Source organism: Streptomyces sp. NPDC055239 (assembly GCF_053606205.1).
In genome coordinates this window covers 124029-147334 of sequence record NZ_JBSGRD010000012.1, presented here as the reverse complement: position 1 = coordinate 147334, position 23306 = coordinate 124029, and the positions used below count along the sequence as shown (strand labels likewise).

Sequence of the window (23306 nt, the reverse complement as noted above, 5' to 3'; positions counted from 1 at the left end):
CACCGGCTCACCTTCATAACTTCAAGACTTGAACGAAGCCTGCCTCGATAGCGCCTGAAGTTCACAGGAACCCAGGTGTTGACTTCGAAACTTGAAGGCATAGTCTCTGCAACGTTGCTTTTACCTTCAGGTGGTGGGCGGCACGAAGTTGTGCGCCACTTGAAGTGCTCACCCCCACCCCCGGCGATGTTGCCGGTGGCCCGAGGAGTCCATGTGACCAGCACAATGAAGGCGCCGCAGCCCGGAGGCAGAGAGGCCCACCCGGACCATCTCGGCCATGTCATCTTCATTACGGCCGCCGCCGCGATGGGTGGCTTCCTCTTCGGCTACGACAGTTCGGTGATCAATGGCGCCACCGTCGCCATCCAGCACCGCTTCGACGTAGACGCGAACATGCTCGGCTGGATCATCGCCACCGCGCTGCTCGGCTGTGCCGTCGGTGCCGCGATCGCCGGGCGCATCGCCGACCGCATCGGCCGCATCCGCTGCATGCAGATCGCCGCCGTCCTCTTCGCCGCGAGTGCCGTGGGCTCCGCCCTGCCGTTCGCCGCCTGGGACCTGACGATGTGGCGCTTCATCGGCGGCATCGGCATCGGCATGGCCTCCGTCATCGGCCCGGCCTACATCGCCGAGGTCGCGCCGCCCGCGTACCGAGGCCGCCTCGCCTCGTTCCAGCAGGCCGCGATCGTCACCGGCATCGCCATCTCCCAGCTGGTCAACTGGGCCATCCTGAACATGGCCGACGGCGACCAGCGCGGCAAGCTCCTCGGCCTCGAGGCCTGGCAGCTGATGCTCGGCGTCATGGTCATCCCGGCCGTCATCTACGGCCTGCTCTCCTTCGCCATCCCCGAGTCGCCGCGCTTCCTGATCTCGGTCGGCCGCAACACCGAGGCGAAGAAGGTGCTCGGCGAGGTCGAAGGCACCCAGATCGACCTGGACGGACGCGTCGCCGAGATCGAGCACGGCATGCGCAGCGAGCACAAGTCCTCGTTCAAGGACCTGCTCGGCAAGGTCGGCTTCCTGCCGATCGTCTGGATCGGCATCGGGCTCTCGGTGTTCCAGCAGCTCGTCGGCATCAACGTGATCTTCTACTACTCGAACCAGCTGTGGCAGTCGATCGGCAAGGACCCGAGCAGCTCGTTCCTGTACTCGTTCGAGACGTCGATCGTGAACATCATCGGCACGGTCATCGCGATGATCTTCGTCGACCGCATCGGCCGCAAGCCGCTCGCCATCATCGGTTCCGCAGGCATGGCGGTCGCGCTCTTCACCTGCGCCTGGGCGTTCTCGTACCGCACGGGATCCGGCGACAACGTCTCGCTGCCGAACGCGCAGGGCCTGACCGCGATCATCGCCGCCAACGCCTTCGTGCTCTTCTTCGCCCTCTCCTGGGGCGTGGTGGTCTGGGTCCTGCTCGGCGAGATCTTCCCGAACAGGCTGCGTGCCGCGGCCCTCGGTGTCGCCGCGTCGGCCCAGTGGCTCGCCAACTTCGCGATCACCAAGACGTTCCCGAGCATGTCCGAGTGGAGCCTGACCGGCTCGTACATCATCTACGGCGCCTTCGCCGTGCTCTCGATCCCCTTCGTCATGAAGTTCGTCAAGGAGACGAAGGGCAAGACCCTGGAGGAGATGGGCTAGTCCCCGCTGCCCCTCCTCTGAGGAAGCTGCCCCGGTTCAAGGACCTATTCCTTGAGCCGGGGCAGTACGTTTTCGCAGAAGTGGTGCAGGCTGCGCCATCCCTCGTCGACCGGCATCCCTCCTGAGAGCGGGTGCAGTACGAGATTGGCGGCGCCGGCCTGCACGTACGCCACGCACTCGTCGGGCGTGAGGACGCGGTAGACGCCCTCGGCACGCAGCTCGTCGACCGTCGTCGCGGCGGACTTCACCGCCGAGCGGATGTCCTTGGACTGCCAGGAGGCGTAGGTGCGGGCCTCGTGCAGGAAGTGCTCGCCGTGCTCGGCCCAGGTGCGGTCCGGGTCGTCCGCGATGTGCAGGAGCGGGGTCTCGGCCGCGGGCATCATGCTCCAGCCCTCGGTGCCGTACTCGGTGAGGCGCTCGTTGTAGTACGCCTCTAGCTCCGGCAGATGGGCGCTGGGGAAGAACGGCAGGCCGAGCCGGGCCGCGCGACGGGCCGCCGCCTCGGACGACCCTCCGACCAGGAGCAGCGGGTGGGGCCGGGTGAACGGGCGCGGAGTGACGCGCACGGTGCGGCCGCGGAACTCGAAGGGCTCGCCCGTCCACGCCTGCAACAGGGTCTCCAGGAGTTCGTCCTGGAGCTTGCCGCGCCGCTTCCACTCGACGTCGAACGCCTCGTACTCGGCGGGCCGGTAGCCGATCCCCGCCACCGTCACCAGACGGCCGCCGCTGAGCAGATCGAGTACGGCGATGTCCTCGGCGAGCCGGAGCGGATCGTGCAGCGGGCCGATGATCGCGGAGACCGTGACCGCGATGCGCCGGGTCGCGCCGAACACCGCCCCCGCGAAAGTGAAGGGCGAGGGCAGCCAGTTGTTGTCGACGCCGTGGTGCTCCTCGGTCTGCACGGTGGAGATGCCCCGGTCGTCCGCATACGCCGCCATCTCCAGGGCGGCCTTGTAGCGATCGCTCAGCGAGGTGGGCGTGGCATCGGGCTCGACGAGGTTGAAACGTACGACTGTGACGGGCATGGGAAACGTCCCCCTTCACCGTGTTCACCGTGGGCGGGCGAAGAGGGACGTTAGATGACGCGGTGTCAGATGAACAGTGTCCGGGGGTAGTTGTTCCGGATCAGGCCGGGCCGGAGACGGCCTCGGACCGGATCAGGCCGAGACCAGCTCGGTCTCGCCCTTGCCCTCGGGGGTCTCGACGGCCGGGTCCCTCGGCAGGACCGCGTACAGCACGGCCGCGATGACGATCGTGGCGAGCCAGCCAAGGCCGTTGCGGCCGATCCAGGACGTGGCGAGCGGGCCGCTGAACCAGTCGACCTTCGTGAAGAGCAGACCCATCACCAGAGCCACCGCCCACGCGGTCATGGCCTGCCAGGCGAAGCCCGCCCTGTACCAGTAGGCGCTGGTGCGCTTGGTGTCCATCAGCGCCTCGGCGTCGTACGTCTTCCTGCTCAGCATGTCGATGCCGAAGACGCCGATCCAGGCGGAGAACGCGACGGCGAGCAGGGTCAGGAAGGAGACGAACGAGCTGATGAAGCTGGTGGCCACGTTCATCAGGAGGTAGCCGAAGATCAGGCTGATGACGGCGTTGATGCTCACGGCCCAGGTGCGCGGGACCTTGATGCCGAGGGTCATGGCGGTGAAGCCCGCGGAGTACATCGACATCGAGTTGATCAGGAGCATGCCGATCAGGGCCATGAGCAGATACGGCACTGCGATCCACGTCGGCAGGAGCTGGCCGACGAAGGAGACCGGGTCCGAGGCCTTCGACAGGCTCGGCACGCTGACCGCCATGACCGCGCCCATCAGGACCATCGGTACGACGACGATGCCGGCGCCGCCGATCGCGTTGCCCACCAGGGCCTTGCCGGAGGCCCTGCGCGGGAGATAGCGCGTGAAGTCCGGGCCCGTGGGGACCCAGCTGATGCCGCCCGCGGCGATCGTGCCGATGCCCGCGATCATCGCGGCGGTGGAGCCCGCGGACCGCGAGAAGACGTCCGACCAGGGGGTGTTGGCCACGAGGTAGACAAGGACGAGGACGCTGAACGCGCCGAAGAGGTACGTCGCCCAGGTGTTGCAGATGTGCAGCACCTTGCGGCCCAGGCCGCTGATCAGGAACGTACAGGAGACGAAGGCGACCAGCGTCACGATCGTCAGCCACGTGCTGGACTTCACGCCGAAGCAGATGTCCAGGACGGTGATGATCGCGTACGCGCCCGTCACCGCGTTGATCGTCTCCCAGCCCCAGCGCGCGACCCAGATCAGCGCGCCGGGGAAGAGGTTGCCGCGCTGGCCGAAGACGGCGCGCGAGAGCGTCATGCCGGGGGAGCCGCCGCGCTTGCCGGCGATCGAGATCAGACCGACCAGGCCGTAGCTGAGAAGGGGCGACACGAGGGCGACGACCAGGGCCTGCCAGAAGTTCAGGCCGTTGGTCACGATGAGGCCCGCGCCCATGGTGAGCAGCAGGACGCTGATGTTGGCCGCCACCCAGGTGGGGAACAGCTCGCGGGTCCGGCCCGTGCGCTCGGAGTCGGGGACGGGCTCGAGGCCGCGTGTCTCCAGGGCGCCTTCGGTTTCGGCGGTGGCGGTGGTGCTCATGGGGTGGGGTCCGTGCCTCTCGCTCGGATCGCAACGCCGCGACCCGTCCGTGATCCGTCCGTGTGGGGGTGATCGGGTTGGACTCTACGCGCGTTGATACGGAGAGCTCCATCGTACTTTAGTCCGAGTAGTGCCCTCTATTAGCTTATGTTCTTTGGAGGAAGCTACAGCTTGGGCCCGTGTTGCCCCCATGGCTGATACTGGGTGAGTTATGGAAATCGTCATCCTTGCTGTAGTCATCGCCGTGGTCGTGATCGGCGCGCTCGGCGGGCTCGTGATCGGCAGCCGCAAGAAGAAGCAGCTGCCGCCGCAGGCCCCGTCGTCCACGCCCACCATCACCGCTCCTCCGGCCGAGCCGCACGTCGGCGACGAGGCCGAGACGCCGCGCGACGAACCGCGCCGCACTATCGAGGAGGTGGAACTCCCGCTCGCCGAGCCGTCGGCGTCGGCCCCCGTGGTCGTCGAAGAACCGGCCGCACCGGAGATCGAGACCCCGGAGCCCACGGCAGGTCGCCTGGTCCGTCTGCGCACGCGCCTCTCGCGCTCGCAGAACGCACTCGGCAAGGGGCTGCTCACGCTCCTCTCCCGCGAGCACCTGGACGAGGACACGTGGGAGGAGATCGAGGACACGCTCCTCACCGCCGACGTCGGCGTGGCCCCCACCCAGGAACTGGTCGAGCGCCTTCGCGAGCGCGTCCGCGTGCTCGGCACCCGCACCCCGGACGATCTGCGCACCCTGCTGCGCGAGGAACTCCTCACGCTTCTGGGCCCCGACCTGGACCGCGTCGTGAAGACCGAGTCGGGCCTGGAGACGCCCGGCATCGTGATGGTCGTCGGCGTGAACGGCACCGGCAAGACCACCACCACCGGCAAGCTCGCGCGCGTCCTGGTCGCCGACGGCCGCTCGGTGGTCCTCGGCGCCGCCGACACGTTCCGCGCGGCTGCCGCCGACCAGCTGCAGACCTGGGGCGAGCGCGTCGGCGCGCGCACGGTCCGCGGCCCCGAGGGCGGCGACCCCGCGTCGATCGCCTTCGACGCGGTCAAGGAAGGCATCGCGGAGGGCGCCGACGTCGTCCTCATCGACACCGCGGGCCGGCTGCACACCAAGACCGGTCTGATGGACGAGCTCGGCAAGGTCAAGCGCGTCGTCGAGAAGCACGCGCCGCTCGACGAGGTGCTGCTCGTCCTGGACGCGACGACCGGGCAGAACGGCCTGGTGCAGGCGCGGGTCTTCGCCGAGGTCGTCGACATCACCGGCATCGTCCTGACGAAGCTGGACGGCACCGCCAAGGGCGGAATCGTCGTCGCCGTTCAGCGGGAACTGGGTGTGCCGGTGAAGCTGGTGGGTCTTGGCGAGGGCGCGGACGATCTGGCGCCGTTCGAGCCGGAGGCGTTCGTGGACGCGTTGATCGGGGAGTAGATACTCCGCCCGGTCTGCCTGGTCCGCCCGGCGTGCGTCTGACGCGTACGAACGCGTACGAAAGAAATGCCCCACCCCGGGGTGCAGCCGGGGTGGGGCATTTCCGTGTGCGGGCGGTGCCGGTGCCTACGCCGGTGAGCGATGGGCCACGTACGCCAGGGTCCCCAGGACAAGCCGCGCCTGCGGCGGATGCGTCGCAGAGTCCAGGTCCGGGGCGCGGAGCCAGCGGACCGGGCCGAGGCCCCCGCGGTCGGACGGCGGGGCCGTGATGTGGGTGCCGGGGCCCAGGCCGTGCAGGTCGATGTCGGCGTCGTCCCAGCCCATGCGGTAGAGCAGCTGGGGGAGTTCGGCGGCGGCGCCGGGGGCGACGAAGAAGTGCGCACGGCCGTCCGGGGTGACCGCCACGGGGCCGAGCGGCAGGCCCATGCGCTCCAGGCGGACCAGCGCCCTGCGTCCCGCGGCCTCGGCCACCTCGATCACGTCGAAGGCGCGCCCCACGGGTAGCAGCACGGCCGCGCCGGGAAACTGCGACCAGGCCTCGGTCACTTCGTCGAGCGTCGCCCCTGCGGGGACCTCGGGAGCGAACTCCAGGGGGTGGGCGCCGGGGGCCGCGCAGTCGGCCGCGCCACAGGAGCAGCGTCCGTCCAGAGCGCGTGCGCCGGGGACCGCTGCCCATCCCCACAGTCCGGTGTACTCGGCCACCGCCGTGCACTCCGAGGTGCGGCCGCGCCGACGTGAACCGGTGCGGAGCTCTCTCGTTCCCCGGATGCCGCCGATCGTGAAGCCCATGCCCCCTCCAACGGGTCGAGCGCGGTGTGGTTACGTGACGGAATCGGATCGTTACCCTGTGCTTTTGTGCCGGCGCCCGGGGGGTGCGAAGGGGGTGCGCCCAGTCATGCGCGCCCCCGAAGTGCTCCCTTCCGCCCACCTTCGGACGTCCACTGTCAAGTGAATCGCTTGTGGCGGGGCGGGAGTTCATTCGAAGGGGTGGCGAATGGTGGCGTTTCCGCGATCGCCCTCGCCGGAGGGGTGATCGTAGGATTACTTTCAGTGCACGGACCCTAAGTGTTGTGCAATCGTGGGTATGCCGGAGGCAACTAGGTTCCCTGTTCGACGGGTGACGTTCTCCGGGCGGAGAGCCGCAGTGCGCGGCATTCTGGTAAGGCTTGGCGTGAGACCGCGCGTAAGTGTCTTGAGGGATGGGGGCGTTCTAGTGGGCGGCAACGGCGAAAGTGGTGCGAACGCTGATAAGCGCCCCAACGAACTGCTCAACTCCTGGTTCGTGCGCAGCGGCTGGTCGAAGGGTGAGCTCGCGCGCCAAGTGAACCGCAGGGCGCGGCAGTTGGGCGCGCACCACATCTCCACGGACACCTCACGGGTGCGGCGCTGGCTGGACGGCGAGAACCCCCGCGAGCCCATCCCGCGCATCCTCTCCGAGCTGTTCTCCGAGCGGTTCGGCTGTGTCGTCGCGGTCGAGGACCTCGGCCTTCGCGCCGCGCACCAGGCGCCCTCCGTCTCGGGCGTCGACCTGCCCTGGACAGGACCCCAGACCGTCGCGCTCATCAGTGAGTTCTCGCGCAGCGACCTGATGCTGGCCCGGCGCGGCTTCCTCGGTACCTCGCTCGCGCTCTCCGCGGGCACCGCCCTCATCGAACCCATGCAGCGCTGGCTCGTCCCGGGGCCGACGACCCCGGTCGGCGACCCCGAGCCCGCCACGCCGTCCCGCAGGCCGGGACGGCTCTCCAAACCGGAGCTGGACCTCCTGGAGTCCACGACCGTGATGTTCCGGCAGTGGGACGCGCAGTGCGGCGGCGGCCTGCGGCGCAAGGCGGTCGTCGGCCAACTTCACGAAGTGACGGACCTGCTGCAGGAGCCTCAGCCCGAGGCCACGTCCAAGCGGCTCTTCAAGGTCGCGGGCGAACTGGCCGAGCTCGCGGGCTGGATGAGCTACGACGTCGGACTCCAGCCCACCGCCCAGAAGTACTTCGTGCTCGCCCTGCACGCGGCGAAGGAAGCCGGCGAGAAGCCCCTCGGTTCGTACATCCTCTCCAGCATGAGCCGCCAGATGATCCACCTCGGGCGGCCCGACGACGCGCTCGAACTGATCCACCTCGCGCAGTACGGCAGTCGAGACTGCGCCAGCCCGCGCACCCAGGCCATGCTGTATGCGATGGAGGCCCGCGCCTACGCCAGCATGGGCCAGCCCGGCAAGTGCAAGCGGGCCGTGCGCATGGCCGAGGACACCTTCGCCGACGCGCTGGACTTCGACGAGCCCGAGCCCGACTGGATCCGCTTCTTCTCCGAGGCCGAGCTGAACGGCGAGAACGCCCACTCGTTCCGCGACCTGGCCTATGTGGCGGGCCGCAGCCCCACGTACGCCTCGCTCGCAGAGCCCGTCATGGAGCGTGCCGTCCACCTCTTCGGCAAGGACTCCGAGCACCAGCGTTCGTACGCACTGAACCTCATCGGCATGGCCACCGTCCATCTGCTCCAGCGCGAGCCCGAGCAGAGCACGATCCTGGCGGGCCAAGCCCTCACCATCGCCAAGAAGGTCCGCTCCGAGCGGGTCAACACCCGCCTCCGCAAGACCGTGGACACCGCCGTGCGGGACTTCGGCGACACCGCGGAGGTCGTGCAGCTCACCGATCAGCTCGCCGTCGACATGCCGGAGACCGCGGAGGCGGTCTGACCAGAACTTCGGGGCGTTCTGACAGCGCCCCGCCAAGACTCCGGCCGTGGCCGGCCCATCCCGAACAGCCCGACTCGGCTCCCCCACGCCAGGTCCATCGGATGGCCGCCGCGGCCGGTTCGCGTGCTGTGCGCAGGGTTGTGCGCAGGGTATGGAAACGCGACCCGCCTGACCCGGCAGTTCATGGACGCGTAACACGTACGACCTCTTCGTCACTGCGGCGAAACACCTAGGGGCACCCCCGGAAACGGCGCTGCGTCAATCTCGTGGCGCATAAAGGCCTACGCCCTCTGCCCCGCCCGCACGGGCCGCATACGACGACGAGGAGACGCCGATGCCCCCAGGCATCACGATCGCCGCAGACGCCCCGCAGCTGTCTGCCGCCAACACCGGGTTCATGCTCATCTGTTCCGCCCTGGTGATGCTCATGACGCCGGGACTCGCCTTCTTCTACGGAGGCATGGTCCGCGTCAAGAGCACGCTGAACATGCTGATGATGAGCTTCATCAGTCTGGGGATCGTCACCATCCTCTGGGTGCTGTACGGCTTCTCCATCGCGTTCGGCACCGACCACGGAAGCCTCTTCGGCTGGTCGTCCGACTACGTCGGGCTGAGCGGCATAGGACTTACCGAGCTCTGGGACGGCTACACCATCCCGGTCTATGTCTTCGCGGTCTTCCAGCTGATGTTCGCGATCATCACGCCCGCGCTGATCAGCGGTGCGCTCGCCGACCGCGTGAAGTTCACCGCCTGGGCGCTGTTCATCACGCTCTGGGCCACGATCGTCTACTTCCCTGTCGCGCACTGGGTGTGGGGCACGGGCGGCTGGGCCTTCGAACTCGGCGTCATCGACTTCGCCGGTGGTACGGCCGTGCACATCAACGCCGGTGCCGCCGCGCTCGGCGTGATCCTGGTCATCGGCAAGCGCGTCGGCTTCAAGAAGGACCCGATGCGGCCGCACAGCCTGCCGCTCGTCATGCTCGGCGCCGCACTGCTCTGGTTCGGCTGGTTCGGCTTCAACGCCGGATCGTGGCTGGGCAACGACGACGGCGTCGGCGCGATGATGTTCCTGAACACGCAGGTCGCCACTGCTGCGGCCATGCTGGCCTGGCTCGCCTACGAGAAGATCCGGCACGGCGCGTTCACCACGCTCGGCGCCGCCTCCGGTGCCGTCGCGGGGCTCGTCGCGATCACTCCGTCCGGTGGCTCCATCTCGCCGCTCGGCGCGATCGCCGTCGGTGCCATCGCCGGTCTGCTGTGCGCCATGGCCGTCGGCCTCAAGTTCAAGTTCGGCTACGACGACTCCCTCGACGTCGTCGGCGTCCACCTCGTCGGCGGTGTCGTCGGCTCGCTGCTCGTCGGCTTCTTCGCCACCGGCGGCGTCCAGTCCGAGGCCAAGGGCCTCTTCTACGGCGGCGGCCTCGACCAGCTCGGCAAGCAGGCCGCCGGTGTCGGCGCGGTCCTCGCGTACTCCCTCATCGCCTCCGCGGTCCTCGCCTTCCTGGTCGACAAGACCATCGGGATGCGGGTCAGCGAGGACGAGGAGGTCGGCGGCATCGACCAGGTGCAGCACGCCGAGACCGCGTACGACTACAGCGGAGCGGGCGGTGGCACGGCGCCCCGCACCGCCGCCGCGCCGAGCCCGCCGGTCCAGGACGCCGGTAAGGCTGCGACCGGCAAGAACAAGAGGGTGGACGCATGAAGCTCATCACCGCGGTCGTCAAGCCGCACCGGCTCGACGAGATCAAGGAGGCCCTCCAGGCCTTCGGCGTCCAGGGCCTGACCGTCACCGAGGCCAGCGGCTACGGCCGACAGCGCGGTCACACCGAGGTCTACCGTGGCGCGGAGTACACCGTCGATCTCGTACCGAAGATCCGGATCGAGGTCCTCGTCGAGGACGACGACGCGGAACAGCTCGTGGATGTCGTGGTGAAGGCCGCCCGAACCGGCAAGATCGGGGACGGCAAGGTCTGGAGCGTTCCGGTCGAGACGGCCGTGCGGGTGCGGACCGGCGAGCGCGGGCCCGATGCGCTCTGAGACGGGCCGGGCCTGGCTGACCAGGTCCGAGCGGAACTGAGCGGGACTAGCGGGACTGACAGGAGCTGCTGGGTGACGAGTATGGACGAACGTACTGAATCGAACTCGGACTCGGACTCGGAAGACTCCGGACCCAGCGGCTATGCGGCGGCCCGGCTGCGCCTCCTTCAAGGGGAGGCGCAGTCCGGGCCGCCGCGCCGTTCGGCCCTGTCCGACCTCACGGACGACTGGCTGACCGGACTCTTCATGGCCGCGGGCGCGCCGCGCGGGACCTCCCTCGTCGCCGTGGGCGGCTACGGCAGGGGCGAGCTCTCGCCGCGCAGCGACCTGGATCTGCTGTTGCTGCACGACGGCAGCGCGGATGCCGCGGAGGTGGCGGCCCTCGCGGACCGCGTCTGGTATCCCATCTGGGATCTCGGGCTCGCGCTCGACCACTCCGTGCGGACACCGGCGGAGGCCCGCAAGACGGCGGGCGACGACCTCAAGGTGCAGCTGGGGCTGCTCGACGCGCGGCACGTGGTGGGGGACCTTGGTCTTACCGCCGGGCTGCGCACCGCGGTGCTCGCGGACTGGCGCAACCTCGCGCCGAAGAAGCTGCCCGAGCTGCGGGAGCTGTGCGAGGAACGGGCCGAGCGGCAGGGGGAGCTGAGCTATCTCCTTGAGCCGGACCTGAAGGAGGCACGGGGCGGGCTCAGGGACGCGACCGCGCTGCGGGCCGTCGCCGCCTCGTGGCTCGCGGACGCGCCGCGTGAGGGCCTTTCCGACGCCCGGCGGCGGCTGCTCGACGTGCGGGACGCGCTGCATCTGACCACGGGGCGCGCCACGGACCGGCTCGCCCTACAGGAGCAGGACCAAGTCGCCGCCGAGCTGGGTTTGCTGGACGCGGACACCTTGCTGCGACAGGTGTACGAGGCCGCCCGCACCGTTTCGTACGCGAGTGACGTGACGTGGCGCGAGGTGGGCAGGGTGCTGCGGTCCCGGGCCGTACGGCCCCGGCTGCGGGCGATGCTTGGCGGCGGCAAGGGAGCGGCGGCCGAGCGGTCGCCGCTGGCCGAGGGCGTGGTGGAGCAGGACGGCGAGGTCGTCCTCGCCCGCGCGGCCCGCCCCGAGCGGGACCCGGTGCTGCCGTTGCGGGCCGCTGCCGCCGCGGCCCAGGCGGGGCTGCCGCTTTCGCTGCACGCGGTGCGCAGGATGGCCGCGGCGGTACGTCCACTGCCCACGCCGTGGCCCGCTGAGGCCCGGGAGCAGCTGGTGACGCTGCTCGGGGCCGGGCGGCCGACGGTCGAGGTGTGGGAGGCCCTTGAGGCCGAGGGGCTGATCACCCGGTTGCTGCCGGACTGGGAGCGGGTGCGGTGCAGGCCGCAGCGCAACGCCGTGCACACGTGGACGGTCGACCGGCATCTGGTGGAGACGGCGGTGCAGGCCTCGGAGCTGACCCGGCGCGTGGGACGGCCCGACCTGTTGCTGGTGGCCGGACTGCTGCACGACATCGGCAAGGGCTGGCCGGGGGATCACTCCGTGGCCGGGGAGATCATCGCCAGGGACGTCGCCGCGCGGATCGGTTTCGACCGGGCGGATGTCGCCGTCCTCGCCACTCTCGTACGTCATCACTTGCTCCTGATCGAGACGGCCACGCGGCGCGACCTCGACGACCCGGCCACGGTGCGGTCCGTCGCGGACGCGGTGGGGTCGACGGGGACGCTGGAACTGCTGCACGCGCTGACGGAGGCGGACGCGCTCGCCACAGGGCCCGCGGCCTGGTCCGCCTGGCGGGGTTCGCTCGTCGCCGACCTGGTGAAGCGGGTGGGTGCTGTCCTCGCCGGTGACGAGCCGGAGGGAGGGGAGGACGTGGCTCCCACCGCCGAGCAGGAGCGGCTCGCCGTGGAGGCGTTCCGTACGGGTGGGCCGGTGCTCGCGCTGCGGGCGCAGACGGAGGGGGCTGGTGGTTCTGGTTCGGGGGAGGAGGCGGCCGGGGATCCCGAGCCGCTGGGCGTGGAGCTGGTGATCGCGGTGCCGGATCAGCCCGGTGTGCTGTCCGCTGTCGCGGGGGTGTTGGCCATGCACCGGCTCGCGGTGCGGACGGCGGAGTTGCGGGGCGTCGGGCTGCCGTCCGGTCTCGAGGACTCGGTCCTGCTCCTGAACTGGCGGGTCGCGGCGGAGTACGGTTCGCTGCCGCAGGCCGCGCGGCTGCGGGCGGATCTCGTGCGGGCGCTCGACGGCTCACTGGACATCGCGTCGAGGCTGGCGGAACGGGACGCGGCGTACCCGAGGCGCCGGGGAACGGTGGCACCGCCGCCGCGCGTGACGGTGGCGTCGGCGGGCTCCCGCCTCGCGACGGTGATCGAGGTACGGGCCCAGGACGCACCGGGCCTGCTGCACCGGATCGGGCGGGCGCTGGAGTCGGCGGGGGTGCTGGTGCGCAGTGCGCATGTGTCGACGCTGGGTGCGAACGCGGTGGACGCGTTCTACGTGACGGAGCCGAAGCCGGAGACGCCGACGCCGTCGCCGCTGTCGGGGGAGCGGGCTGTGGGGGTGGCTCGGGCTGTGGAGGAGGCGTTGAGGGGGTAGTTGAGGGGGTAGGGGGCGGTGCTGGTCCGTCTATGGGGCGGGGTCGCGCCGGTATGTCCGTCCTCGCCATCCGCTACTGGACGCGTGACTGCTTCGGCGAGGGAGCGCGGCGAACCGTGCTCCGGGCGGACATACCGACACGTCCCCTCCTGCGCGTTGCCGACTGCTGCTCGGTGGTGGCCCGGGACACCACGCCCCAGGGTGCAAAGACCCGGCTCTGATACTGCGCACCCACACCCCCAGCCGTGCAGATACCCTGGAGGGCGACCTGTCCGCCCTCCCCCAAGTTCTCGGCTTCGCTCGAGCAGGGGGCGCCCCCTTCAACCCGAGGATTCGCGACCGCCGTGTTCGACACTCTCTCCGACCGCCTCGCAGCGACATTCAAGAACCTCCGGGGCAAGGGCCGCCTGTCCGAGGCGGACATCGACGCCACGGCGCGCGAGATCCGCATCGCCCTGCTCGAGGCGGACGTCGCCCTTCCCGTCGTCCGTGCCTTCATCAAGCAGGTCAAGGAGCGCGCAGCCGGGGTCGAGGTCTCCCAGGCCCTGAACCCCGCCCAGCAGGTCATCAAGATCGTCAACGAGGAGCTCGTCGGCATCCTCGGCGGCGAGACCCGGCGCCTGCGGTTCGCCAAGAACCCGCCGACCGTCATCATGCTCGCCGGTCTGCAGGGTGCGGGTAAGACCACCCTCGCCGGAAAGCTCGGCCTCTGGCTGAAGGGGCAGGGCCACTCCCCGCTCCTGGTGGCGTGCGACCTGCAGCGCCCGAACGCCGTGAACCAGCTCTCCGTCGTCGGTGAGCGCGCCGGCGTCGGCGTCTACGCCCCGCAGCCGGGCAACGGAGTCGGCGACCCCGTCGCGGTCGCCAAGGACTCGATCGAGTTCGCCAAGACCAAGCAGTACGACGTCGTCATCGTCGACACCGCGGGGCGCCTCGGCATCGACCAGGAGCTGATGCAGCAGGCCGCGGACATCCGCGACGCCGTGAGCCCGGACGAAGTCCTCTTCGTCGTCGACGCCATGATCGGTCAGGACGCCGTCAACACGGCGGAGTCCTTCCGTGACGGCGTCGGCTTCGACGGCGTCGTCCTGTCGAAGCTCGACGGTGACGCCCGCGGTGGTGCCGCCCTGTCGATCGCCCAGGTCACCGGGCGCCAGATCATGTTCGCCTCCAACGGCGAGAAGCTGGACGACTTCGACGCGTTCCACCCGGACCGCATGGCGTCCCGCATCCTCGGCATGGGCGACATGCTCACGCTGATCGAGAAGGCCGAGCAGACCTTCTCCCAGCAAGAGGCCGAGAAGATGGCCGCCAAGCTGCAGGGCAGCAAGGGCGGCAAGGACTTCACGCTGGACGACTTCCTGGCCCAGATGGAGCAGGTCAGGAAGATGGGCAGCATCAGCAAGCTGCTCGGGATGATGCCCGGCATGGGGCAGATCAAGGACCAGATCAACAACCTGGACGAGCGGGACGTCGACCGCACCGCCGCCATCATCAAGTCGATGACGCCCGCCGAGCGCGCGGACGCGGCGATCATCAACGGCTCGCGCCGCGCCCGTATCGCCAAGGGCTCCGGCGTCGAGGTCAGCGCCGTCAAGAATCTGGTCGAGCGGTTCTTCGAGGCCCGCAAGATGATGTCGCGGATGGCCCAGGGCGGCGGCATGCCGGGTATGCCAGGGATGCCCGGCATGGGTGGCGGCCCCGGCAAGCAGAAGAAGAAGCAGAAGCAGGCCAAGGGCAAGCGGAAGTCGGGCAACCCGATGAAGCGCCAGCAGGAGGAGCAGGAGGCCGCCGCCCGCCGCGAGCAGGCGGGTCAGGCGGGCCAGGAAGGCGGCGCCTTCGGCCTCCCCGCGGGACAGCAGGGGCAGAACTTCGAGCTGCCGGACGAGTTCAAGAAGTTCATGGGCTGACGCCTCACATCGCGTACGCCGTCTGGGGCGCCCCTCTGTGGAGAGGGGCGCCCCAGACGTTTCCGGACCAGAGCCCTCAGGCGCTTCCGGAGTGGATACGAGCAGGTGCCCCGCCCCTGTTTGTGTCGTAACGTCCGAATATGAGCAACCCTGTGCCGCCGCGCCGGGCGCCCGACAAGCCATGGCGCTCCGAGGGCGCACCCCCGCCCGCGCCCACGCCACCGCCCAAGAAGAAGATGCCGGGCGGATGGGGCGGGCTCATCCTCACCGCGCTCATCGTCTATCTCATCGCCAACCTCGTTCTCTCCTTCTTCAACGAGGGCGACGAGCCGACGATCTCGTACACGGAGTTCAGCAAGCAGGTCGACTCCGGGAACGTCACGAAGATCTACGCCAAGGGCGACGCGATCCAGGGGCAGCTCAAGAAGGAGAAGGAGAAGCCGGGCGACGAGAAGGGGAAGTACACCAAGTTCACCACCCAGCGGCCCGCCTTCGCCGACGACAAGCTCTGGGACGACCTGACCAAACACGACGTCACCGTCACCGCCGAGCCCGTCGTCCAGGAGCGCAGCTTCCTCTCCAACCTGCTCATCTCGCTCGCCCCGATGCTGCTCCTGGTCTTCCTGTGGATCTTCATCGCCCGGCGGATGAGCTCGGGCATGGGCGGCGCGGGCGGCATGCTGGGCCGCAAGGCCCCGCCGAAGCCGGTGGAACTCGAACCCGGCGACCAGCGCACCACCTTCGACGACGTGGCGGGCATCGACGAGGTCGAGGGCGAGCTGAGCGATGTCGTCGACTTCCTGAAGAACCCCGACGCCTACCGCGAGATGGGCGCCAAGATGCCGCGAGGCGTGCTGCTCGCGGGCCTGCCCGGAACCGGCAAGACGCTGCTCGCGCGTGCCGTCGCCGGTGAGGCGGGGGTGCCCTTCTTCTCGGCGTCCGCGTCGGAGTTCATCGAGATGATCGTGGGCGTCGGCGCCTCGCGCGTACGTGAACTCTTCGCCGAGGCCAGGAAGGTCGCGCCGTCGATCATCTTCATCGACGAGATCGACACCATCGGGCGGGCGCGTGGCGGTGGCGGGATGGGCGGGCACGACGAGCGTGAGCAGACGCTGAACCAGATTCTCACCGAGATGGATGGTTTCTCGGGCTCGGAGGGCGTCATCGTCCTCGCGGCCACCAACCGCGCCGACATCCTCGACTCCGCCCTGACCCGCCCTGGCCGCTTCGACCGGGTGGTCACCGTCAGCCCGCCCGACCGCGGCGGACGCGAGGCCATCCTCAAGATCCACACGCGGGAGATCCCGATGGCGGGCGACATCGACCTCGCCCAGGTCGCCCGTACGACACCGGGGATGACCGGCGCGGATCTCGCCAACCTCGCCAACGAAGCCGCCCTGCTCGCGGTCAAGCGCAAGCAGAAGGAAGTGACCCAGGCCGACCTCTCCGAGGCCCTGGAGAAGGTTCAGCTCGGCGCCGAGCGGCCCCTGGTCATGCCCGAAGAGGAGCGGCGGCGCACGGCGTACCACGAGAGCGGGCACGCCCTGCTCGGCATGCTGCAGCCCGGCGCCGACCCGGTCCGGAAGATCACCATCGTGCCTCGCGGTCGCGCCCTGGGCGTCACGCTCTCGACTCCGGACTCCGACAAGTACGCGTACACGGAGGAGTATCTGCGCGGCCGGATCGTCGGGGCCCTGGGTGGCATGGCGGCCGAACACGTCGTCTTCGACGCCATCACCACGGGCGCGGAGAGCGACCTCGAACAGGTCACCAACATCGCCCGCGGCATGGTCGGCCGCTGGGGCATGAGCGAGCGCGTGGGCCGCCTCTCCGCACTGCCGAGCGACGCCCAGCAGGCCTACGGGCTCTCGGCCGCCCCGGTCACACTCGACACGATCGACCACGAGATGCGACGGATCGTCGACGCCTGCTACGAGAGCGCGTGCCTGCAACTGAGGGACCACCGGGGTCAGCTGGACGCCCTGGCCGCCGCACTCCTGGAGAACGAGACGCTGGAGGAGGAAGCGGCGTACAGGATCGCGGGCATCACACGGCTCACGAAGGACATCGACTAGACCTCTCCGGCCCCGGGGCAGGAGAGGCGAGGGGCCGAAGCCCGCTACCGCGTACTCGCGATCAAGTACCGGAACACGTTCGGCATCCAGATGGTCCCGTCCCGCCGTTTGTACGGGTGCAGGGCCTCCGTCAGCTCCTTGTCGACCTGTACCTGATCCGTCGCACCCACGGCCGCGTCGAAAAGGCCCGTCGAGAGCAGCCCGCGGACCGCGCTGTCCGTGTCCGCGTACCCGAAGGGGCAGGCGACGCGTCCCGAACCGTCCGGCTTGAGGCCCGCCCGCTGGGCGACCTCCTCCAGATCGTCGCGGAGCGCGGGGCGCCAACTTCCCGTACTGCGGAGCGGGTCGGCGAGCTTGGTCGCCACCTTCAGTACAGAAGAGGTCGTGCAGCGCTCCGGAGGGCCCCATCCGACGACGACCACGGGGATGCCGCGCCCGGCCAGCGGGACGGTGGACTCCAGGAGGCCGGAGAGGCCTTCGGAGTCGCCCGCGACGCAGCCGATCGGCTGGAACGCGGTGACCATGTTGAACGCGGGTACGTCCGGCCCCGCGACATCCGCGGGGTCGCCCTCCACGAGCCGGACTTCGCCGTCCGGTTGTTCGCCCCAGCTCGCTTCGGGCGACAGGCGCTCGCGCGCCAGGGCGATCCGTTCGGGAGCCGCGGGGTCGACACCGGTGACCGACGCGCCCCGTGACGCCGCCATCAGAAGGGCGAGTCCGGAACCGCAGCCGAGGCCGAGAAGCCTTGTCCCGCTGCCTACTTCGAGTCGTTCGTACACCGCTTCATAGAGCGGAACCAGCATCCGTTCCTGGATCTCCGCCCAGTCACGCGCGCGTGCGCACCGGTCCACGCCACGGGGGGTCGTGCCCGCGTGGGGGAGGTGCGGCTGCGCGAGTGTAGGTGTCATCGAAAGCGCCCCAATCCGCCGAGAGTTGCTGGAGTGTCGTATTCAAACGTTTCGTCCGCCCCCGTGCAGTGCGCTCGCACTCCCCCCGTATGCCAGAGAACTCCGCATCCGTCGTGGCGTCCAGAGGTTGTGGGGCAATGCTTGCGTGTCACCGTCGTGCGCCCCCTGGAGCAATCCCGTAAGAATTCAATTCACGCGCTCAGGAGGCCCGCCGTACCATGCGCGCCATGGCTAAGGCACCCGTTCTCACGCCCCGGGCGGAAGACTTTCCGCGCTGGTACCAGGACCTGATCAACAAGGCCGAGCTGGCCGACAACGGCCCGGTGCGCGGCACGATGGTGATCCGACCGTACGGCTACGGCCTGTGGGAACGCATGCAGCAGGACATGGACGCGCGCATCAAGGAGACGGGTACCCAGAACGCGTACTTTCCTCTCCTCATCCCCCAGTCGTATCTGACGAGGGAGGCCGAACACGTCGAAGGGTTCGCCCCCGAACTCGCCGTCGTCACGCACGGCGGCGGCAAGGAGCTGGAGGAGCCGGTCGTCATCCGCCCCACTTCGGAGACAATTGTCAACGAGTACTTCTCCAAGTGGGTGCAGAGCTACCGCGACCTGCCGCTCCTGATCAACCAGTGGGCGAACGTCGTCCGTTGGGAGCTGCGCCCCCGGCTCTTCCTGCGTACGTCGGAGTTCCTCTGGCAGGAGGGCCACACGGCCCACGCGACGTACGAAGAAGCGCGCGATTTCGCCGCCCGCATCCACCGGCATGTCTACGGCGCCTTCATGCGGGACGTCCTGGCCATGGACTCCGTCCTGGGCCGCAAGACCGCCCGGGAGCGCTTCGCGGGCGCCATCAACACCCTGACGCTCGAAGGCATGATGGGCGACGGCAAGGCCCTCCAGCTCGGTACGAGCCACGAACTCGGCCAGAACTTCGCCAAGGCCTTCCACACCCAGTACCTGTCCAAGGAGGGCAGGCAGGAGCTCGTCTGGCAGACCTCCTGGGGCAGTACGACAAGGATGATCGGCGCCCTGGTGATGATGCACGGCGACGACAGCGGCCTGCGGGTCCCGCCGCGCCTCGCACCGGTCCAGGTCGTCGTCCTCGCCGTCAAGGGCGACGACGCCGTGCTGGCCAAGGTCCGCGAGATCGACGACCGACTGAGGGCCGCGGGGGTGCGCGTCCAGGTCGACGACCGCACGGACACCCCCTTCGGGCGCCGCGCCGTCGACTGGGAGCTCAAGGGAGTGCCGGTCCGCGTCGAGGTCGGCCCACGCGACCTGGAGAACGGCACCGCGATGCTGGCCCGCCGCATCAAAGGAGGCAAGGAGGCGGTGGCGATCGATTCCCTCGCTGCGCTGCTGCCCACCGTCCTCGAGGAGGACCAGAAGCTGCTCCTTGACCAGGCCCGCGAGCGCCGGGAGTCCCGCACATCGGACGTCACCTCCGTCGAGCAGGCCGTGGAGGCCACGGCCGCCGGCGGCTGGGCGCGCATCCCCTGGGCCACGCTCGGCCCGGAGGGCGAGGCCCGGCTCGCCGAGCACTCGGTGTCCGTGCGGTGTCTGGTCGCGGAGGACGGGGCGGTGCCGGACGCCGATGAGACCCCGGGTAACGTCGCTCTGGTGGCCCGCGCCTACTGAAGAGCGCGCCTCCGGTACCAGCGCGCTCGTTCCCGGCTCGTACGCCTGCCCAGGCAACACAAGCTCCGGTGTGAGCGGTTCTTCTACGCGCCGGGGCGTACGCGCCACTACGTACCGGCTTGCTATGAGCTGCGAGGCTTCTGGGCAGATCAGCGCACCCGCCCTCGTCCGGACGCATCAACGGCAACTGACGGGTACGTGCAAATTATTTGGGATGCCCCGGAATGGAACCCCGGGGCGCCCCGGCTCGTTGTTCACGACGTGAGCACGACACCACCTGTTCTCGCCGCAGAGCTGGCACAGGCGTGGGCCGATATTCAGCGGCACCACCCCGAGCTGCCCGATCTTGCCGCGCCCGAATCCCTGATCGGAGAGTCGTCGTCCGCCTGCGGCGCCGAGCTCTCCTTCGAGCGACTGCTCCACGAGGCAGTCCATGGCATCGCCGCGTCACGCGGCGTACGCGACACCTCACGCGCGGGCCGCTATCACAACCGCAGATTCCTCGCGATCGCCGAGGAGCTGGGTCTTGACCATCCCGAGGAGCCGCATCCCAGCAGCGGCTTCTCGCTGGTCACGCTCAACCCCGAGGCGAGGAAGCGCTACCGCCCGACGATCGAGCGGCTCCAGCGCGCCCTCAAGGCACACACGGCGGCGACCGCCGCCGACACGGCACGCAGCTTCCGGGGCCCGGCCGCCCGGCACGGCTCCTCCGGGGGCGGCGTCCGCGTCAAGGCGGTCTGCGACTGCGGGCGCAACGTCCGCGTGGTCCCGTCGGTGCTCGCCCAGGCGCCCATCGTCTGCGGCGGCTGCGGCAAGCCCTTCCGTATTCCGGAAGTGGTCGGCGTCGCCGCCGGATGACGAAGCCGACCCGGCGCGGTGTTGGCCGGGGGGCGGTCGGGGCGCCCGGACCGGGTCGAGGCGCCCCGACGACGTATGGCACAATAGGTCGCTGTACTCGACAGCCGCATAGGAACCCTCTCGCCTCCGGCTGACGCGTCCATCGGGCACCCCGAGTACCGCAACCCCACGTGGCATCTCGTTGTGCCCAACCACGTCAAGACCAGGAGACACCACTCCAGTGGCAGTCAAGATCAAGCTGAAGCGTCTGGGCAAGATCCGCGCGCCTCACTACCGCATCGTCGTCGCCGACTCCCGTACCCGCCGTGATGGTCGGGCCATCGAGGAGATCGGTCTGTACCACCCGGTTCAGAACCCCTCGCGCATCGAGGTCAACTCGGAGCGCGCGCAGTACTGGCTCTCTGTCGGCGCTCAGCCGACCGAGCCGGTCATGGCGATCCTGAAGCTCACCGGTGACTGGCAGGCGCACAAGGGCCTTCCGGCCCCCGCGCCGCTGCTCGTCGCGGAGCCCAAGGACAAGCGCGCCGCGTTCGAGGCCTTCACCAAGGGCCTCGAGGGCGACGAGGTTAAGGGTGAGGCCATCACTCAGAAGGCCAAGAAGGCTGACAAGAAGGCGGACGCGGCCGAGGCCGCGCCCACCGAGTCGACCGAGGCCTGAGCATGCTCGAGGAGGCTCTCGAGCACCTCGTGAAGGGCATTGTCGACAACCCCGACGACGTGCAGGTCGCCTCGCGCAACCTGCGCCGGGGGCGTGTGCTCGAGGTCCGGGTCCACCCGGATGACCTCGGCAAGGTGATCGGCCGCAACGGCCGTACCGCGCGCGCTCTGCGGACCGTCGTAGGCGCCATCGGCGGCCGTGGTGTCCGCGTCGACCTCGTCGACGTGGACCAGGTTCACTGAACCACAGGTAGCACCGGCACGGGCCGGGGAGGGCTTCTGGGCCTTCCTCGGCCCGTAGTCGTCTGCGGGCATCCACCGACGTCCCCAGACGTCCGCAGACGCCTACGGGACCCCTCCGTAGGCACACGACAGGAGAGAGCAGTGCAGCTGGTAGTCGCGCGGATCGGCCGCGCCCACGGCATCAAGGGCGAGGTCACCGTCGAGGTGCGTACCGACGAGCCGGAGCTGCGGCTCGGCCCCGGCGCCGTCCTCGCCACCGACCCCGCCTCCACGGGACCGCTGGCCATCGAGACCGGCCGTGTGCACAGTGGCCGCCTGATCCTGCGCTTCGAAGGCGTACGCGACCGCACGGGCGCCGAAGCGCTGCGCAACACGCTGCTGATCGCGGAGGTCGACCCGGAAGAGCTTCCGGAGGACGAGGACGAGTACTACGACCATCAGCTGATGGACCTCGACGTCGTCACGAAGGATGGCATCGAGGTCGGCCGGATCACGGAGATCTCGCACCTGCCCTCGCAGGACCTGTTCATCGTGGAGCGGCCCGACGGCACCGAGGTGATGATCCCCTTCGTGGAGGAGATCGTCACCGAGATCGACCTGGAGGAGCAGCGGGCGATCATCGACCCGCCGCCCGGCCTGATCGACGACCGCGCGGAGGTCGCCTCCGCCAGGGACGGCGAGGCCGAACCGGACGAGGCCGAACCGGACGAGGCCGAACCGGACGAGGCCGCTCCGAAGGACGACGCCTGATGCGGCTCGACGTCGTCACGATCTTCCCGGAGTACCTGGAACCCCTGAACGTCTCCCTCGTCGGCAAGGCACGCGCGCGTGGCCAGCTCGACGTGAACGTGCACGACCTCAGGGAGTGGACGTACGACCGGCACAACACGGTCGACGACACCCCCTACGGCGGCGGCCCCGGCATGGTCATGAAGACCGACCCCTGGGGTGCGGCGCTCGACGACGTACTCGCCGAGGGGTACGAGGCCGGGGCCCACGGGCCCGTCCTGGTCGTCCCCACGCCCAGCGGGCGGCCCTTCACCCAGGAACTCGCCGTCGAGCTCTCCGAGCGGCCATGGCTCGTCTTCACGCCCGCGCGCTACGAAGGCATCGACCGCCGCGTCGTGGACGAGTACGCGACCCGGATGCCGGTCTACGAAGTGTCGATCGGCGACTACGTCCTCGCGGGCGGCGAGGCTGCCGTCCTGGTCGTCACCGAGGCGGTGGCCCGGCTGCTGCCCGGAGTCCTCGGCAACGCCGAGTCCCACCGCGACGACTCCTTCGCGCCGGGCGCCATGGCGAACCTCCTCGAAGGCCCCGTCTACACCAAGCCGCCGCAGTGGCGCGGTCACGGCATTCCCGATGTGCTGATCAGCGGCCACCACGGCAAGATCGCGCGCTGGCGCAGGGACGAGGCGCTGCGGCGCACGGTCCGCAACAGGCCCGATCTGATCGAGCGTTGCGACCCCGCGGCCTTCGACAAGAAGGACCGCGAGATGCTCTCGATCCTGGGGTGGCGGCCGGGCCCCGACGGCCGATTTGGGCGAGACCCCGAGGCCGTGGAACAATAGGTCGCTGCTGTACGTCCAGCGTGTGCCCCTGCCACAGGGGGAAAGCCGCCCGCCCGATGTGAACAGCTATCGAATCCTCATCACGAACTTACCGCTGATGACCTGTGGCATCAGTGAAGAAAGCAGACGATCATGGCTAACCTGCTCGACTCCGTCGACAGCGCTTCGCTGCGCACCGACATCCCGGCCTTCCGCCCGGGTGACACCGTCAACGTCCACGTGCGCGTCATCGAGGGCAACCGCTCCCGTGTCCAGCAGTTCAAGGGCGTAGTCATCCGCCGCCAGGGTGCCGGCGTGCGCGAGACCTTCACGGTCCGCAAGGTCTCCTTCTCCGTCGGCGTCGAGCGCACCTTCCCGGTGCACACCCCGATCGTCGAGAAGATCGAGCTCGTCTCCCGCGGCGCCGTGCGTCGCGCGAAGCTGTACTACCTCCGTGAGCTGCGCGGCAAGGCCGCGAAGATCAAGGAGAAGCGCGACAACTGAGCT

The 23306-nt window shown here is 69.4% G+C and carries 19 protein-coding genes; 15 read left to right on the top strand and 4 right to left on the bottom strand.

From position 1 onward, the window contains the following. The first annotated feature begins 213 nt into the window (after positions 1–213). Entirely contained in the window at positions 214–1638 is a 1425-nt protein-coding gene (locus tag ACWFRJ_RS32420) for a sugar porter family MFS transporter (RefSeq protein ID WP_453538974.1), read from the top strand. A gap of 44 nt (positions 1639–1682) precedes the next feature. Here ACWFRJ_RS32420 and ACWFRJ_RS32415 read toward each other — a convergent pair whose 3' ends face one another. Both ACWFRJ_RS32415 and ACWFRJ_RS32410 read right to left on the bottom strand, forming a co-directional pair. Beyond that, positions 1683–2663 carry an LLM class flavin-dependent oxidoreductase gene (locus ACWFRJ_RS32415; RefSeq protein WP_453538971.1) on the bottom strand — a complete coding sequence of 327 codons (981 nt, stop codon included), beginning with the start codon at positions 2661–2663 and terminating at the stop codon, positions 1683–1685. 132 nt (positions 2664–2795) lie between these two features. Then, entirely contained in the window at positions 2796–4241 is a 1446-nt protein-coding gene (locus ACWFRJ_RS32410; RefSeq protein ID WP_453538968.1) for a purine-cytosine permease family protein, read from the bottom strand. A 211-nt stretch (positions 4242–4452) separates the two neighbouring features. Here ACWFRJ_RS32410 and ftsY point away from each other — a divergent pair, with 211 nt between their 5' ends. Next, positions 4453–5661: a signal recognition particle-docking protein FtsY gene (gene ftsY, locus ACWFRJ_RS32405; protein WP_389909006.1), complete on the top strand. Its 1209-nt coding sequence runs from the start codon at positions 4453–4455 to the stop codon at positions 5659–5661. Positions 5662–5787: 126 nt separating this feature from the next. Here ftsY and ACWFRJ_RS32400 read toward each other — a convergent pair whose 3' ends face one another. Continuing rightward, on the bottom strand, positions 5788–6450 hold the full coding sequence (locus ACWFRJ_RS32400) for a bifunctional DNA primase/polymerase (protein ID WP_453538964.1): 663 nt from the start codon (positions 6448–6450) through the stop codon (positions 5788–5790). 424 nt (positions 6451–6874) lie between these two features. Between ACWFRJ_RS32400 and nsdA the strand changes: the two genes are divergently transcribed. From nsdA to ftsH, 6 genes are all read left to right on the top strand, one after another. Then, the gene (gene nsdA / locus ACWFRJ_RS32395; protein ID WP_453538961.1) at positions 6875–8350 is read left to right on the top strand and encodes a transcriptional repressor NsdA; all 1476 of its coding nucleotides are present in this window, start codon (positions 6875–6877) and stop codon (positions 8348–8350) included. 334 nt (positions 8351–8684) lie between these two features. After that, entirely contained in the window at positions 8685–10052 is a 1368-nt protein-coding gene (locus ACWFRJ_RS32390) for an ammonium transporter (RefSeq protein WP_453538958.1), read from the top strand. Then, entirely contained in the window at positions 10049–10387 is a 339-nt protein-coding gene (locus tag ACWFRJ_RS32385) for a P-II family nitrogen regulator (RefSeq protein WP_249587501.1), read from the top strand. The genes ACWFRJ_RS32390 and ACWFRJ_RS32385 overlap by 4 nt, the downstream gene beginning before the upstream one ends. Before the next feature lie 81 nt (positions 10388–10468). After that, entirely contained in the window at positions 10469–12955 is a 2487-nt protein-coding gene (locus ACWFRJ_RS32380; RefSeq protein WP_453538954.1) for a [protein-PII] uridylyltransferase, read from the top strand. Positions 12956–13299: 344 nt separating this feature from the next. Next, a complete protein-coding gene (gene ffh, locus ACWFRJ_RS32375) occupies positions 13300–14865 on the top strand; it encodes a signal recognition particle protein (RefSeq protein WP_453538951.1) in 1566 nt (521 codons plus the stop codon). Positions 14866–15005: 140 nt separating this feature from the next. Beyond that, positions 15006–16940, top strand: a complete 1935-nt coding sequence (gene ftsH / locus ACWFRJ_RS32370; RefSeq protein ID WP_453538948.1) for an ATP-dependent zinc metalloprotease FtsH — start codon at positions 15006–15008, stop codon at positions 16938–16940. 44 nt (positions 16941–16984) lie between these two features. Here the strand turns inward: ftsH and ACWFRJ_RS32365 are convergent, their stop codons facing one another. Next, positions 16985–17848, bottom strand: a complete 864-nt coding sequence (locus ACWFRJ_RS32365) for a class I SAM-dependent methyltransferase (protein WP_453538945.1) — start codon at positions 17846–17848, stop codon at positions 16985–16987. A 227-nt stretch (positions 17849–18075) separates the two neighbouring features. On the opposite strand from ACWFRJ_RS32365, the gene proS reads away from it, so the two are divergent. From proS to rplS, 7 genes are all read left to right on the top strand, one after another. Beyond that, positions 18076–19491, top strand: a complete 1416-nt coding sequence (proS, locus tag ACWFRJ_RS32360) for a proline--tRNA ligase (protein WP_453538942.1) — start codon at positions 18076–18078, stop codon at positions 19489–19491. 261 nt (positions 19492–19752) lie between these two features. Beyond that, positions 19753–20349 carry a hypothetical protein gene (locus ACWFRJ_RS32355; protein ID WP_453538939.1) on the top strand — a complete coding sequence of 199 codons (597 nt, stop codon included), beginning with the start codon at positions 19753–19755 and terminating at the stop codon, positions 20347–20349. A 220-nt stretch (positions 20350–20569) separates the two neighbouring features. Continuing rightward, positions 20570–21007, top strand: a complete 438-nt coding sequence (gene rpsP, locus ACWFRJ_RS32350) for a 30S ribosomal protein S16 (RefSeq protein WP_344525346.1) — start codon at positions 20570–20572, stop codon at positions 21005–21007. Positions 21008–21009: 2 nt separating this feature from the next. Then, positions 21010–21249 (top strand): RNA-binding protein, encoded by a 240-nt coding sequence (locus ACWFRJ_RS32345; protein WP_030361979.1) that lies wholly within the window; start codon positions 21010–21012, stop codon positions 21247–21249. Between the two features lie 141 nt (positions 21250–21390). Next, positions 21391–21999, top strand: coding sequence for a ribosome maturation factor RimM (rimM, locus tag ACWFRJ_RS32340; RefSeq protein WP_453538935.1), 609 nt, complete (start codon positions 21391–21393; stop codon positions 21997–21999). Then, positions 21999–22820, top strand: a complete 822-nt coding sequence (gene trmD / locus ACWFRJ_RS32335) for a tRNA (guanosine(37)-N1)-methyltransferase TrmD (protein ID WP_453538932.1) — start codon at positions 21999–22001, stop codon at positions 22818–22820. The genes rimM and trmD overlap by 1 nt, the downstream gene beginning before the upstream one ends. Before the next feature lie 132 nt (positions 22821–22952). Continuing rightward, positions 22953–23303, top strand: coding sequence for a 50S ribosomal protein L19 (gene rplS, locus ACWFRJ_RS32330; RefSeq protein ID WP_160507458.1), 351 nt, complete (start codon positions 22953–22955; stop codon positions 23301–23303). Positions 23304–23306: the final 3 nt, after the last annotated feature.

Coding starts and splice junctions, on each gene's coding strand:
- proS (WP_453538942.1), top strand. CDS start 18,076: ATGGCTAAGGCACCCGTTCTCACGCCCCGGGCGGAAGACTTTCCGCGC.
- ACWFRJ_RS32390 (WP_453538958.1), top strand. CDS start 8,685: ATGCCCCCAGGCATCACGATCGCCGCAGACGCCCCGCAGCTGTCTGCC.
- ACWFRJ_RS32385 (WP_249587501.1), top strand. CDS start 10,049: ATGAAGCTCATCACCGCGGTCGTCAAGCCGCACCGGCTCGACGAGATC.
- ACWFRJ_RS32400 (WP_453538964.1), bottom strand. CDS start 6,450: ATGGGCTTCACGATCGGCGGCATCCGGGGAACGAGAGAGCTCCGCACC.
- rplS (WP_160507458.1), top strand. CDS start 22,953: ATGGCTAACCTGCTCGACTCCGTCGACAGCGCTTCGCTGCGCACCGAC.
- ACWFRJ_RS32345 (WP_030361979.1), top strand. CDS start 21,010: ATGCTCGAGGAGGCTCTCGAGCACCTCGTGAAGGGCATTGTCGACAAC.
- ftsY (WP_389909006.1), top strand. CDS start 4,453: ATGGAAATCGTCATCCTTGCTGTAGTCATCGCCGTGGTCGTGATCGGC.
- ACWFRJ_RS32380 (WP_453538954.1), top strand. CDS start 10,469: ATGGACGAACGTACTGAATCGAACTCGGACTCGGACTCGGAAGACTCC.
- ACWFRJ_RS32410 (WP_453538968.1), bottom strand. CDS start 4,241: ATGAGCACCACCGCCACCGCCGAAACCGAAGGCGCCCTGGAGACACGC.
- trmD (WP_453538932.1), top strand. CDS start 21,999: ATGCGGCTCGACGTCGTCACGATCTTCCCGGAGTACCTGGAACCCCTG.
- ACWFRJ_RS32365 (WP_453538945.1), bottom strand. CDS start 17,848: ATGACACCTACACTCGCGCAGCCGCACCTCCCCCACGCGGGCACGACC.
- ACWFRJ_RS32415 (WP_453538971.1), bottom strand. CDS start 2,663: ATGCCCGTCACAGTCGTACGTTTCAACCTCGTCGAGCCCGATGCCACG.
- ftsH (WP_453538948.1), top strand. CDS start 15,006: ATGAGCAACCCTGTGCCGCCGCGCCGGGCGCCCGACAAGCCATGGCGC.